This window comes from Tolypothrix sp. PCC 7712, assembly GCF_025860405.1.
Taxonomy (GTDB): domain Bacteria; phylum Cyanobacteriota; class Cyanobacteriia; order Cyanobacteriales; family Nostocaceae; genus Aulosira; species Aulosira diplosiphon.
On sequence record NZ_CP063785.1, the window covers coordinates 2,910,092 to 2,924,478 of the forward strand.

Below are 14,387 nucleotides of genomic sequence, written 5' to 3' on the forward strand. Positions count from 1 at the left end.
AGATTAACCTGCCAACTTATTTATCAACTGCTGATAAATCACGTCTAGCCACACCGGAATCACAGGTTTACCTTCATCTAAAGATGCGATCGCTTGTTCTCGGTCATACACTATAAGATTTAGCGATCGCTTATGCCCCTGCCAAAGTAGCATCCATCGACTACCTTTACCAGATTCAAATAACTCCGGTTCCTTGTATTTGAGAGTTTTCAGCGTAGTACTGGCAATATCAAAACTTAGTCCCATCGACAAAAAATATAACATTGCTGCCAGTTCCATCAAATTTGGCTTTGAGTAATAAATACTACGTCCTGTTCCCGTCTCACCAATAACAGGAACAACCACACCCTTTTCACGCCAGTACTGGAGTTGGCGCAGGGTGCAGCCTGTGATTTCAGCCGCTTGTTTACTCGTAAAAAACGTTTCTTGCATGAAATCATTCTAGGCACAGCATTTTGTTAAACATTTATGCTATTATTAAACACATGTGTTTTATTGATGAACGTATGAGCCAGATTACTATTCAGTGTCGTTTAGTAGCAAGTGAATCTACCCGCCAACAGCTATGGAAGCTGATGGCAGAGAAAAACACGTCACTGATTAACGAACTATTGGTTCAAGTAGCTCAAAATCCTGAGTTTGAAACTTGGCGACAAAAAGGCAAACATCCGAGTAGTATTGTCAAAGAATTGTGCCAACCCTTGAAAACGGACCCTCGTTTCATCGGTCAGCCAGCACGGTTTTACACAAGTGCGATCGCCACAGTGAATTACATCTACAAATCTTGGTTTGCATTAATTAAGCGATCGCACTTCCAACTAGAAGGCAAAATTCGCTGGTGGGAAATGCTTAAAAGCGATACTGAATTAGTAGAACTCAGTGGTATGACTATAGAAAGCCTTCGTAGTAAAGCTGCTGAAATTCTAGCTCAATTCACTCTCAAATCCGATACAGTTGAAGCAAAACCAGCGACAGAAAACAAACGTAAAAAGACTAAAAAGTCAAAAGCCTCAGATAGCGATCGCAGTATGTCTAAAACTTTGTTTGAGGCTTACCACGACACAAAAGACATTTTGACTAGTTGTGCAATTAGCTATTTGCTCAAAAATGGTTGCAAAATCAATGATAAAGAGGAAGACACTCAAAAGTTTGCTAAACGCCGCCGTAAACTTGAGATTCAGATTGAACGTCTGAGAGAACAACTAGAAGCAAGAATACCCAAAGGTCGAGATTTAACTGATGCCAAGTGGCTAGAAACTCTTTTGCTTGCCACTCGTAATGTTCCTAAAAGTGAATTAGAGGCGAAATCTTGGCAAGACGACCTTTTAAAAAAATCTAGCAAATTACCTTTCCCTGTAGGTTATGAAAGTAACGAAGACATGACTTGGTTTTGGCAATTTAGCCTTTATAATATAGCGATTAATTTACGTTTTTTCTGGTTGTGGATTTATATAGATTATTTAATTGCTATTGTATTTTTACGTGATGTTCTTCAAATTGAAAAACAATGGTTGCATAATTTAGAAATTAATAACACTAGTTTACTAATCAAGCTTTGGAATCTAGCGCTTGAGCTAAATTGTTTAGCTAGTATTTTGTTTTTGCACGAATCTCTTCATAAATATAAAAGACGGCTCTGTGTGCAATTCAATGGATTAAGCAAACATACCTTTAAAGTTTACTGCGATTTTCGTGATTTGCATTGGTTTCAACGCTTTTTTGAAGATCAAAGAATCAAAAAAAATAGTAAAAATCAACACTCCAGTAGCCTTTTTACACTCCGTAGTGGTTGTATTTGTTGGCAAGAACATGAAGGTAAAGGCAAAGAGTGGATCGTTAACCGTTTAATCCTTTATTGTTGTGTAGATACTCGTTTGTGGACGGCTGAAGGCACAAACCAAGTTAGAGAAGAAAAAGCAGAAGAAATTGCTAAAGCTATCACTAGAACTATAGCCAGAGGTGAACTCAATGAAAAACAACTAGCTTTTATCAGAAGAAAAAACTCCACATTAGCTAGAATTAATAACCCCTTCCCTCGTCCCAGTCAGCTTTTATATAAAGGACAATCTCATATTCTTGTCGGTGTCAGCCTTGGTCTAGAAAAACTTGCAACAGTAGCAGTGGTTGATGGCTCTACAGGTAAAGTGCTTACTTACCGCAGTATTAAACAACTACTAGGTGATAATTACAAACTACTAAATCGACAGCGACAACAAAAACATACCTTATCCCACCAACGCCAGATAGCTCAAATACTGGCTGCACCAAATCAACTTGGAGAATCAGAGTTAGGACAGTATGTTGACAGATTACTGGCTAAAGAGATTGTAGCGATCGCTCAAACATATAAAGCTGGCAGTATTGTCCTCCCTAAGTTGGGCGATATGCGAGAACAAGTTCAAAGTGAGATTCAAGCCAAAGCCGAACAGAAATCAGACTTAATAGAAGTCCAACAAAAATATGCCAAAGAGTACCGAGTTAGCGTCCATCAATGGAGCTACGGGAGATTGATTGCTAATATTCAGACTCAGGCAGCTAAAGTTGGAATTGTAATTGAGGAGGCAAAACAACCAGTAAGAGTAAGTCCACAGGAGAAAGCGAAAGAATTAGCGATCGCTGCTTACAATTATCGCCAAAAAACCTGATTGACAAAACACCGAACCTTGAAAATAGAATAAATATCAATAAATAGCGCCGCAGTTCATGCTTGTATAAAGCCTCTGTACTGTGTAAATGTGGGTTAGTTTGACTGTTGGAAGACAGTCTTGCTTTCTGGCCCTGTAGTCGTTCTACCAACCTTGAAGCTGCTGTCCCTTAAAGACAGGAATAAGGTGCGCCCCCAGCAAAGAGGTGCGGGTTTACCGCAGTGGTAGCTACATAATCACCTCCAACCAAGGAGGAACCCACCTTAATTATTTTTTTGACGAATCGAAGCGGGGTCAATTTCCCTGGAGATCTGCCAAAACTTCAAATCGCTTATTGATTAAGGCTCGTAGCTTTTATGATGTCAGTTAATTTACTTTTTTAAGTGTTAACAGACAGGCGATTTTGGCAGATCTGACAAAAATGCTTCTGGAAGTCTTTGCTGGTGAAGGATTTGAGGCGCTGAGTTTCAATACCCCTCACGACTTGAGGCGGGTTGAAAGCGATTTTTTATAATCACAAACACATTTCTAGGGACAAGTTTCAATACCCCTCACGACTTGAGGCGGGTTGAAAGCAGCATGTTGCGATGAATTCTACACCTGCTTTGAAAGGTTTCAATACCCCTCACGACTTGAGGCGGGTTGAAAGACACAGTATGTGAGAGAAGATGAAGCGTTACTGGGTGTTTCAATACCCCTCACGGCTTGAGGCGGGTTGAAAGTCCTTTACTGAGTTGAGAGGTAATACAAACCGCAAATATGTAACGCCACAAGAGTGAGCAGTTGACTATTTTCAAGGGTTGGCACTGAGCAAAAAGTTTTTAGGTGGGTTGAAAGGATAGAGCAACAGATTCTTTGTTTCGAGAGATTGACTTTTGCTCTAAATATTAAATACTAATTAGTCGCTCCATATAAAGAAGAGTTCTGCCATACTTGATATACGGCAGAAAATTGCTGTCAAATATAATTTGTCAACGCGGACAGTAATTTGGCAATATGGACATTAATTTGTCAACACGGACAAATAATTTGGCAATCGACACAAAACGAGCGCGGAGGGATTTGAACCCCCGACCCACAGAACCGGAATCTGTTGCTCTATCCACTGAGCCACGCGCCCTTAATCTTTTCGATTATAACACGCCGAGGATAAAATTTGCAGATGAGTTGGCGATCGCACTTCTCTAGCTGAAATGGACTGCTTGCAGAAGTCGGTAACAGGAGAAGGGGAAAGGTCTTGGTATTTTCCCCTTTCCCACCCACCTCTTGCAAACAGCACTTCTGCAAGAGACTCCATGATCTGAGTTCACAAAGAACAATAAAAATCAATATCAAAAGCAATCAAAATGTATCAACTTTATCATCATTCCCCAAGAAAAAATCCGCAAAAGCTTGAGGTTTTTAGATATATTCAAGAAGCTGATGAATCTTATTGATTGCACCAATGATTATAGAAGATGCTATTTCGATGTCTTCTTTGGTTGTAAACTTACCAATACCAATTCTCAATGCGCCCTCAATGAGATTTTCTGCAAGGTTCATTGCTTGTAAAACATGAGAAGAAGCAACAACACCTGATGAACAAGCCGCACCTGTAGATATGGCTAACTGATGGCGCACTCTCGCAATCATGGCACTATTAGGAATACTGAGTATAGAAATATGTAAGTTACCTGATAAGCGGTTGTTTAAGTCTCCATTCACCGCTAAATCAGGAACTTGCGCTTGGAGGGAGTTTTGCAGATGATCTCGCAAAAGTGCGATCGCAGTTTCATCTACTTCCATCTCCAACTGTCTCAATTTACAAGCTTCCCCTAACCCAACTATTCCGGGTACATTCAGCGTACCCGATCGCATTTGGTGTTGATGTCCACCACCGTAAATCATTGGTTGCAGATGAACGCCGTTTCTCACTACTAATACACCAACGCCTTTAGGTGCATAAAGTTTATGTCCAGAAATTGCGAGATAAGTAATACCCCAATCATGGAAGTTGAGAGGAATTTTCCCGACTGCTTGGGAAGCATCACATAAAAAAGGGATATTGTGGGAGGATGCGATCGCACCAATTTTTTCTATGGGGTAAATTGTCCCTACTTCATTGTTAGCCGCCATCACACAAAGTAAGGAAGCACCATCAGCACAGACTTTTTCTAGATGTTCTAAATCAATCTGCGCTTGTTGATTGACTTTTAACCAAATAATTTCCGCCAGTCCTTTTTTAGCTAATGCTTTGCAGGTATCTAAAACGGCTTTGTGTTCTACTGGGGAAACAATTATTTTGGCAGTGCTATTTTGTTGTGCAATTTGTCCTTGAATTGCTAAGTTAATACTTTCTGTTGCACCAGATGTAAAGATAATTTCTTTGGGTGAGGCGTTGATTAATTCTGCTATTTGTTGACGGGCTTGTTTAACTGCTTTGCCTGCTTCATCTCCATATCCATGATCTACACTATTAGCATTACCAAAAGCAGTAGTCATATAGTACATGACTTTTTGGGCTACTCTTGGGTCAACAGGAGTAGTTGAGTGGTAATCGAGGTAAATAATCTTTTCTTGTGTAGTCATTGCTTGGGAACATTTTTAGATAAATTTTCGACTTTTTCTGGAAAACTTGATTTATTTTTGCATATCTTCTCACCAAGTCAGGTAATGTCAAACTAACAAACTGAAAAACCCGATAGATTTATATTGATTGCAATCATAGAAAACCGTTAACCTCCCCTTGAGTTACGTTTGATATACTGAGTTTATTAAAAATTTGTTAACTCCTTACTGAAAATGGGAATGAAAATAACTGTTACAAGTTTAGTGTTTCTCGGTTTTCTAGTCCTAGGAGATCTGCCTACGATGGCTGGAAATCAAAGTTCTTCCTTTTCTGGCCCTGTGCGCCAAGTTTGGGAAGATGGATTTAGGTTAAACAGCAATGGTCGTTCCATCACAGTTGATACATATGATATCTGTGGAGATAATACCAGCTCGCACATATCGGTGGGTGATCAAGTAACCGTAAGAGGGGAATTTGATGAAGGAGAGTTTGATGCTTTCTCAGTGACTAAGGCTAATGGTAAAAGAGCTTGTCAGTAGAGCTTGACTAAATTATTCACTGGCAACAAAATTGTAGGTTGGGTTGACGCAAATAAACCCAACATTAATCTAGATTTTGGTAAGACTTACGCAACATGTGGACGAAAATCTGATTATTGGGTAGGGGTAATTCATGAATTACCCCTACTTTCGTTTAACCTGAACTTCCCCCGGTGCAAATGTACTAAATAGCCCTTAAACCTTTACTCTGTAAGCAATCCGGGTTTGAGCGCAGATATTACTGTACCCATGTAAGCCCTGGAACTGTTGGTACAACTGCGGTAAGCTAAAAATTGGGGGCCAACGCCTCAAGTTCGCTCCGCAAGCCCCTTTGACAATTTGTACCCAGTAAGAGCGAAGCGAAAAACGTTAAAAGTCGCTCTGGATAACAGTTAGCTCTTTTTGCTTGGGGGGAAGTTCAGGCTAAAAATTGGGGGCCAACGCCTCAAGTTCGCTCCGCAAGCCCCTTTGACAATTTGTACCCAGTAAGAGCGAAGCGAAAAACGTTAAAAGTCGCTCTGGATAACAGTTAGCTCTTTTTGCTTGGGGGGAAGTTCAGTTTAACTGATGCGTAAGTCCTGTTTGGGTTTCGCTCTGCATTCACCAAATTATCCGCGCTGTGTGAGCAACTGTAGAGGCGGGTTTATTTGGCTTGTTGTTACCGTGGGCTTTGTGACTGTGCTACTCATGCTCTAAAAATCTTCTCGCTACTCTTCCCCAATCAATGCGAGTATCTTGAGCATTATCTTTACGTTTACCATCTGGCTGTTCGTCTTCATATCTTGCCCATGCCATTAATAGTAATTTTAAACCATCTAAAGAATTAACTAACCGAGAACGCAAGGTATCTATATCAGCTTTATCTACATCCTCTTCGAGAATTTCTACTAAGTTTTGATAAGCTGGATGGTTAGTATTTAAAGTAACAATAATTGCTCCGCCTCTGGGTTTAACAGAGAAGAAAGCCGGAGTATCAAGAGGTGCTTCCACAAAGGTATACTTCAAGCCATCATCTACTGTTGTTGCGGCTAATAATTCGGCTTTGGTTTCTGTAACGCCTTCTTCTTTTAAAGTTTCTTTAATAACTTGTTTACGTTCTTCTTTGGGTAATTGTTCATCTGCATCACTTTGACCTTTGTAACCTTGCGATTTACGTTCTTGAGTTACAGTAGTGGCTACTTTTTCAGGTTTATAAGGGTCGTGACGTTTTTCAGTGTTAGTACGAGTACCTTTTGTTTGTGCTTCCAGCAAACGACGAATAATTTTAAGTTGACTATCAATTTTATCCGCAATAATTAAAAGTGAACTCCTTGGATCTTCTTCAGCCTCAAGTTCTTCTTTTAGTTGAGTAATACTTTTTCCATCTTCTAGTAAAGACTTAATATCAAATTTTAAAAGTTCACCAAAATTACGTGCTGATTGTTTATTATTAGTGACTCCAAAAATCTCATCAAGAGAGGGCGGAAATTCTACTTCTACTCCCCACCATCTTTCTCTAGGATCAGAAGCACTGACGATTCCTGTATCTAATTCTAATTCTCTTCCTGCACGTACAACGGAAATTCCTACATTTTTCGCAGCGTGTTGTCCGTGGGGTAAATTACCAGGGCTTTTTCCTGGTTCAGCTTGACGGGCTTCTTCTTTAGCGTAAGAGAAACGCACTTTTACATCATGTTCTTTATCTTTAAAATTAATTTTATAAGTGGCTTCATAAGATGTATCTCCTTCCCAGGGACGAAACATAGCTTGATTATTAAATGGTGCGGGACAAGAGGTTTTTTCTATGAGATAACAAGGGTCATTTGGTTTGGCATCTTTATTGACAATCAAGTCATATAATGCTTCTAAATCAAAGGCTACCATGCGGATTTTGACATCGCCGCTATCAATGAATTTGCGATACATTCTACCAATCACAAATTCCGAATTATCAATAATTGCTTTGCCAGTCCTCCAAATACAACGGTCGATTTTTGACCATACTACTAATGTGCCACTTGCGCCAAATTGTTGACCAATTCTTGTCCAAGTTGTGGGAATTGCTTTAGGTGTTGGTTCTGGTACTTCTGTCAACCGTTGATTTTTAATTTCATCTAAATCTAAATAAGTATGCAGTGCATTTTCTATGCCATTTTGCCATGACCAGACATCAACTCTCTGACATTGGGAAATAGAAGACGAAGGTAAACCCATCCCAAAACGTCCAATTCCGGTGTGTTTGTCTTCATCTAAATATGTACCGTTACCAAATTGCAGGGCGAGACGTAACACATTCGCATCCATCCCACAACCATTATCTAACACGGCGATTTGTTCAATGCGCGATCGCCTCCTTCCCTCTACCTGTTGTTTACGTTCCCCACACAGCAGTTCTACTTGCGATGCACCAGCTTGAATGGCATTATCCATTAATTCGGCTAAAGCATAGGCGGCGTTTTTATAACCGTTGTCGCGCATGGCTTGAACTGCTAGGTGTGTGGGAACGATATCATGGGCGTTAGCATTCATGGGATTTTCCTCCAAACGTCTTCCCAATTGTGAAAAGCTGATGCGACTGAAGCAAAACCGGGGAGTTGGCTATCCACAACCGTGACAATTTCGGCTGTAGCATTACCCCCAGCTTTGAGTCCTCTGATGGCGCGTCCTACCATTTGGCTGTAGAGAACAAGGGATGTGGTAGGACGGGCGATAACTGCGGCGCTGGTTTTGGGTGCATCGAAGCCAGTGGTTAATACGCCGTAGTTACATAAAATTTTGGTTTGCGGCTGTTCGTCTTTAAAGCTGTAAATTATTCGTTCCCGTTCAGATTTGGGTGTTTCACCTGTCACCGCATCAGCATTTAATCCCCGCAAACGCAATATAGAAGCGATGAGTCGGGCGTGTTCAACGGAAGTATTAAAAACGATAATCCGTTGATGATGTTGGGCGAGTGCTTCTAGTTCTAGGATGATGCAGAGGTTGCGTTGTTCGTCGGCTGCTAACCGATTGAGGATATATTGGGGAATGTCTAATTCTGTATTAATCCGCTTTAAGTCTTGGGGAGTTAGTTGAATACCAGTTTCGTAAAATAAAGAGCGATAGTTAACTTTAGCTAGGTATTGTTGATCGACAAGATAATCAATTGGGTTGTCATAACCTGGGATTTCTAAAGTAACTTTCTGCTGGGCGAAGAATTTTGCTAGTTGTGCATCGGCGTTAATATCCGCCCAAGTGCGTCCGGGTGTGGCGGTTAAGCCTAATAAGGCGGTTTTTTCGTAGGGGACGACTAAAGCATCTAGTACGAGTTTATAGGTTTCGGCTACTGCTTGATGGGCTTCATCAATAATTACCAACGAACAACGCACACCCAGTTGATTGATGAAGCGAATACTCTTTTTAGCGGCGCTGTAGACTTTCGCTAATCCGGCTACGACTAAGCCATCTTGGGCTTGTTCTATATCTAAGTTGTGGCTACCCCAAAAGCGGTAAGTGGAGATGGTGCGATCGCCTAAACTGTCCCAGGCTTTTTGAAATTCTGTAACCGCTTGTTCGCAAAGTTCTTCGCTATAGGCTAACCATATTCAGTAGACCTAAAAGTTTTGCGATCGCGCATAGAGCGATACCTATAAAACCGACTATTGTCAAAAAAACCGTATTCTGAAATACATTTTTTAGAAAACTCCTTCAACAACTATAAATAAGTAAAACTAATTAATCACCGAAAAAGTTAAGAGTAACGCGCCCACCAAAAGATAGTTCTGGATCTGTAGTATGCAATTTTTGTAAAGTATGGAGGTAAACAAGCAAAATTGAGGATTATTTAGTTTGGCTATGAATGCAAGGGAGCCAGTTCTAACTGATAGTAAAACCTTAAACGAAGTAGTTAACTGTTTAACAGAACATATTCCAATTCAAACTCAAGGAAAGTGTGAACAAAAAAATATCTTTGAGATTTTAATTCGAGCAGCCACCCAAAGGGATAGTATCGAAAATACAACCAAAGTCTTAAAGAATGTTCCTACCAGCAACGATATTCGTTACCATTTAGATAAATATTCAGACATTAAATATTTAGAATCAGACTTAAATGCAGCAATTCAAAGCCGCTTACCAGATGGAATCCGACAAGGTAAACAAAAAATTGCTATCGATTTTAACTTAATTCCATATTATGGTGAACCCTCACCAACCGAAGCACCATATATTTATAGAAGTCAAGCTAAAAGTGGAACTTGTTCTTTTTATGCCTACGCTACTGTCTATGTAATTAAGAAGAATAAACGAGTAACTTTAGCTATCAAAGCTGTTCAACAACAAAATACGAAGGCAGCAATTATCACTTATCTTTTAGCACTGATTGAGCCTTTGAATCTTCAAATCGAAAGATTGTATTTAGACCGGGAATTTTTCTGTGTGCCAGTCATCAGATGGTTGCAAGCTTTGGATATTCCCTTTGAAATGCCAGTAATTATTCGAGGTAAAAATGGAGGTACTAGACAATTAATTAGAGGTCGGCGCAGTTATAAAACAACTTACACTTTAAACAGTGATAAATATGGCTCATGTACTTTCCCAGTTTGGATAGTTTGTACATATAAAAACGGTAAAAGACGAGCGCACGGGCGAGAATTTTTTATTTATGCTGTTTATAAAGTTAAGTTGTCATTACATTCAATACATGACGACTATCGTCTCCGTTTTGGAATTGAAAGTAGCTATCGGATGAAAAATCAATGTCGGATTAAAACAACTATCAAAAATCCAACAATTAGATTTCTATTTGTAGCTTTAGCTTTTTTAATTATTAATGTTTGGATTTATCTAGTCTGGCATTATCTCAGCCGTTTAAAAAAAAGTTCAAGACAAGTTTTCTCCCATCTATTTACCCTTAAACAAATGCTTGAGTTTTTACGTCAAGCAGTAGACCGCAATTATGGAGTCGCCTGTGAAGTTTACTTGCCATCTGGCTGATTTTGATTGATTTTGGGGTTTATTCATAAATTAATCTTATCATTTAGCCAAGCAATCAGCTTTTGTATATTTCCCCCCAAAACTGTATCTTAAACTACCATTTTTTAGCGATCGCAAAACTTTTAGGTCTACTGATATTACTAAAGTGGGTTCATTGTTTCTCAGGTGTAAACCCAATCAGGGCTAAAACCTTGCATCGTTGCTAAAGAAATTAAAGGTAGGGTTGTTATTTGATAAGCATTTCTCAAAATTTCTAAATTTAATAAATCATTTGCTTGACTTACTTTTAATTCAGATACAAATGATTCACTATATTTTAACCATTGACTTTGAGTTATATTTTGATAGGCAACAGTCAAACCAATATGTTGCAATTCGACAAAACTATTAAAATATTTTTCAGATGGTAAATTATTAGATTTAGAAGAGTTAGCAGATTTTGTAGTCGGAATCAAATTCCATAGCTGATCGTGCGCTACAAATGACCAAGGCAAATAATGATCTAATGAAATGTAATCTTTATCTAATTTAACTTGAGAATAAATACATTCAATATCTTGATAATTTAAAATAGTTTTCCAATATTTAGTTTGATTCGTTAAGGAATCTCTTTGTTGTGGCATAAATAATTTATTAACCACATTAGGGGTACTGGGGTTTCTTTGTTGCATATAATTTAACCATTCCCAAGATGCCCAGCCCTTAACTATTGTGTAATTTTTTTCTAAATACTGAATCCAATCTGGGTGTAAAATAATGGCGTTACAATTTTTTTGGTCTTGAGCATCAAAACTGTATAACGGCTTTTTATTATCAAATTGGCTATTAGCTAAATTAATGATAGATGGATTAACATCATAATCTTTTATCCCTCTAGTTTCTTGAGAAAAGAAGGGACGAATTAAGCGATAGGAAACATAACGATTAATATCACTAATAATATCCTCGATATTTTGATTATTAATAGTATTACGTAAAAGTTTCTTATCTGTATCTATAAATTTTAAAATTGGTTCTGTAATTTCTAATTCAAGAGTATCTAATTTATTAGCGATTTGGTCTTGTTTCCCAAACGAGAGTTTAAAATAATTGTGAGGATACCAAGCATTTGCTAACATTTCTACAATAATTTCCCGAAAGCTGATACTTGATAAAGTATCAAAATTTCTTCTTTTAAGAATATCCAATAAAGATAAAAAATATAGGTATTTATAAGAATTAGTCGTATCAGAAAAAATTTGCGCTAAAACAGTAACATTAACTTGGTCTGATAATGGCAAACTTTGAGTCATTATTGGATTTTTAATTACTGTTAAATTGCCTAAATATACTTGAATAAAATCATTAGCGGCTGATTGATTAATCTTATTTAACGCCTTAACGATGTCTGCAACAGTTTCAGCAGTAGGGTCAATTTTTTCATGATACCAACGGAAGACAATCGGACGCTCAACACCTAAAGCTGTCGCCAGTTGGCTTTGGCTGATGTTGTAAGACTCTAAAACCTGCTTGAGTGCTTGTCCTGCTTTTCCCATGATTTCCATTATCACAGGATAGCGAACGGAATTTTGTTAACTTTTATGATAACTTATTTTCTGTTTTTGTTAGCATTTATGATAACAAAAGAGATAATGTTACATAGGTGCGTTATGGCGGAAGAATTTGTGAGATTAGAAGATAACAGCAGCAATCAAGTCCAGGTGAGGCGAGAAAAGGTAAAACACATATTAGTGGGTAGTCCTGAACTAGTCAGAAGGACAATCTATCAGTTGTATACTACAGGTTATGCAGAAATCGGTTCTTGGTCTAAACCTGTAAAAGCTGGTAACTTAGGTGAATCTGGCGATGTCTTGAGTGTCTTAATTAGATAGCAAGTTTAAGAAATCGAAGCTTGAGGGTGAAGTGCGATCGCCTTTTTTTAAAATCCCGCGCGATCGCACTAACTCTTACGCTTCAAAATATTCAAGAGTACATTTGATAGAATATACAGGTCTTCATATCAACAAAGTGATGCGCTGATGTCAGCTAGAGATTTATTTCATGAAGCGGTAAAAAATGCACTTCAAAAAGAAAATTGGATAGTTACCGATGATCCATTAGAAATAGAATTTGAGGAAGTAAAGCTTAAAATAGATCTAGGTGCAGAACAGTTGATAGCGGCAGAAAGAGAAGGAGAAAAAATAGCTGTAGAAATCAAAAGTTTTGCCAGTAATTCTGCGGTAAGTGACTTTCATACAGCTTTGGGGTAATTTCTCAATTATCAAATTGCACTCGAAGAGAATGAGCCAGAACGTAAATTATATTTAGCAATTCCGGTTGATGCTCATGAAACATTTTTTCAGACAAAACTTGCTAAAACTGCAGTGCAAAAACATCAATTAAAACTAATAGTATACGAACCAATAATGGAGGTAATTTTGGAATGGAAAAGCTAGAAAATTATCGTCAATATATCCAAAATATTTTAACTCAACACGGCAAATATAAATATAACCATGAAGAAATCGAAAATCAATTAATATTTGATACAATACACGACCATTATCAGTTAATGCGTATAGGTTGGAATGGTTTAAGCCGTGTGTATCACAGTATCATTCATTTTGATATTAAAAATGGCAAAATCTGGATTCAGCAGAATATGACAGATATAGATTTAGCACAGGAACTTTTGGAAATGGGAGTACCAAAGGAAGATATTGTATTCGGTTTACAACCACCATATAAACGTCCATATACAGGATATGGAGTGGCTTAAAAAAACTTAGACTATTAACTGAATGACACGCTTCATACATGACAAATTCGCTAAGGACTATCTAGAAGAGTTACTCAAAGATTACGGAGAAGTCAAAGCATCAGAAAAAATCTCAGGAGAGATAAAAGAAATAGATGTTTTCTTCACGCCTAACAAACAGCAAAACTCTAATTTACAAATCTTGGGTTTACTAGGAAAATTTGCCGAAAATCCCGCCATCATAGAACCATTCCGCAATCCAGCTTCTAGCGATGAAATATGCGACTGTATCCTCAAATTATTAGAAGTCAAAGCTTCATTACGACGCGAAGCTAAAGCCAACAAAATCAAACTTCAAGACTCAGAAATTCCCAAATTGTGGATTCTGACTCCCACAGTATCGGAAACGAGATTATCTAGCTTTGGCACTGTGCAAAAATCAGATTGGTTATCAGGAGTACATTTTCTCCCAGATGCACTACGGACAGCAATTGTCGCCATACATCAACTACCACAAACACCGGAAACATTATGGTTGAGGCTTTTAGGTAGAGGAAACGTACAGTCACAAGCGATTATCGAATTGCAAGAGTTACCATTAAATCATCCATACCAAAAAGCCACTCTTGAATTAGTTTACAACTTGCGCGAAAACTTGAGAATCAATCAAGAATTATCAGCAGATGATAGGGAGTTAGTTATGCGATTAGAACCGCTTTATCAAAGAGATAGAGAACAAGCCAAGTTAGAAGGAAAGCAAGAGGGAAGGAGAGAAGGAGAACAAGAATTAATATTACGGTTACTCAATCGCCGGATTGGGGAAATTAATCAATCATTAATTGATCGCATTCAAGAATTATCGATTGAACAATTAGAAAATTTAGGAGAAGCATTACTAGACTTTTCTAATGTGGCTGATTTAGAAAATTGGTTAAACCAACAACAAGGATAAATCATCACTAAATTTG

General features: G+C 38.2%; 12 protein-coding genes, 1 tRNA gene and 1 pseudogene. 7 read left to right on the forward strand and 7 right to left on the reverse strand.

From position 1 onward, the window contains the following. Positions 1-3: 3 nt before the first annotated feature. Positions 4-432 carry a MerR family transcriptional regulator gene (locus HGR01_RS11925; protein WP_045871740.1) on the reverse strand — a complete coding sequence of 143 codons (429 nt, stop codon included), beginning with the start codon at positions 430-432 and terminating at the stop codon, positions 4-6. A 74-nt stretch (positions 433-506) separates the two neighbouring features. On the opposite strand from HGR01_RS11925, the gene cas12k reads away from it, so the two are divergent. Next, positions 507-2,645: a type V CRISPR-associated protein Cas12k gene (gene cas12k / locus HGR01_RS11930; protein ID WP_045871798.1), complete on the forward strand. Its 2,139-nt coding sequence runs from the start codon at positions 507-509 to the stop codon at positions 2,643-2,645. Between the two features lie 1,047 nt (positions 2,646-3,692). Here cas12k and HGR01_RS11935 read toward each other — a convergent pair. The 3 genes from HGR01_RS11935 to HGR01_RS11945 form a co-directional block, all read right to left on the reverse strand. After that, positions 3,693-3,765, reverse strand: a tRNA-Arg gene (locus HGR01_RS11935). Next, a complete protein-coding gene (locus HGR01_RS11940) occupies positions 3,766-3,942 on the reverse strand; it encodes a hypothetical protein (RefSeq protein WP_155539395.1) in 177 nt (58 codons plus the stop codon). Positions 3,943-4,046: 104 nt separating this feature from the next. Then, complete coding sequence (locus HGR01_RS11945) at positions 4,047-5,213, reverse strand: cysteine desulfurase family protein (RefSeq protein ID WP_045871739.1); 1,167 nt, start codon at positions 5,211-5,213, stop codon at positions 4,047-4,049. Between the two features lie 282 nt (positions 5,214-5,495). On the opposite strand from HGR01_RS11945, the gene HGR01_RS11950 reads away from it, so the two are divergent. Then, complete coding sequence (locus HGR01_RS11950; RefSeq protein WP_228045672.1) at positions 5,496-5,732, forward strand: hypothetical protein; 237 nt, start codon at positions 5,496-5,498, stop codon at positions 5,730-5,732. Positions 5,733-6,413: 681 nt separating this feature from the next. Here the strand turns inward: HGR01_RS11950 and HGR01_RS11955 are convergent. Beyond that, positions 6,414-8,240 (reverse strand): ATP-binding protein, encoded by a 1,827-nt coding sequence (locus tag HGR01_RS11955; RefSeq protein WP_045871737.1) that lies wholly within the window; start codon positions 8,238-8,240, stop codon positions 6,414-6,416. After that, positions 8,237-9,292: a DEAD/DEAH box helicase gene (locus HGR01_RS11960; protein WP_235623081.1), complete on the reverse strand. Its 1,056-nt coding sequence runs from the start codon at positions 9,290-9,292 to the stop codon at positions 8,237-8,239. Before HGR01_RS11960 ends, HGR01_RS11955 begins: the two co-directional genes overlap by 4 nt. A gap of 250 nt (positions 9,293-9,542) precedes the next feature. Between HGR01_RS11960 and HGR01_RS11965 the strand changes: the two genes are divergently transcribed. Beyond that, positions 9,543-10,682 (forward strand): ISH3 family transposase, encoded by a 1,140-nt coding sequence (locus HGR01_RS11965; protein WP_228045835.1) that lies wholly within the window; start codon positions 9,543-9,545, stop codon positions 10,680-10,682. 161 nt (positions 10,683-10,843) lie between these two features. On the opposite strand, the gene HGR01_RS11970 is transcribed toward HGR01_RS11965, so the two are convergent. After that, the gene (locus tag HGR01_RS11970) at positions 10,844-12,217 is read right to left on the reverse strand and encodes an HNH endonuclease domain-containing protein (protein WP_071989434.1); all 1,374 of its coding nucleotides are present in this window, start codon (positions 12,215-12,217) and stop codon (positions 10,844-10,846) included. Between the two features lie 114 nt (positions 12,218-12,331). Here HGR01_RS11970 and HGR01_RS11975 point away from each other — a divergent pair, with 114 nt between their 5' ends. The 4 genes and pseudogenes from HGR01_RS11975 (at position 12,332) to HGR01_RS11990 (ending at position 14,371) form a co-directional block, all read left to right on the forward strand. Next, the gene (locus HGR01_RS11975) at positions 12,332-12,553 is read left to right on the forward strand and encodes a hypothetical protein (protein WP_045871736.1); all 222 of its coding nucleotides are present in this window, start codon (positions 12,332-12,334) and stop codon (positions 12,551-12,553) included. Between the two features lie 147 nt (positions 12,554-12,700). Continuing rightward, a pseudogene (locus HGR01_RS11980) lies at positions 12,701-13,117 on the forward strand (XisH family protein). Beyond that, the gene (locus HGR01_RS11985; RefSeq protein WP_045871735.1) at positions 13,105-13,440 is read left to right on the forward strand and encodes a XisI protein; all 336 of its coding nucleotides are present in this window, start codon (positions 13,105-13,107) and stop codon (positions 13,438-13,440) included. The pseudogene HGR01_RS11980 and the gene HGR01_RS11985 overlap by 13 nt, the downstream one beginning before the upstream one ends. A 22-nt stretch (positions 13,441-13,462) precedes the next feature. After that, positions 13,463-14,371 carry a DUF4351 domain-containing protein gene (locus tag HGR01_RS11990; RefSeq protein WP_045871734.1) on the forward strand — a complete coding sequence of 303 codons (909 nt, stop codon included), beginning with the start codon at positions 13,463-13,465 and terminating at the stop codon, positions 14,369-14,371. The last annotated feature ends 16 nt before the right edge of the window (positions 14,372-14,387 follow it).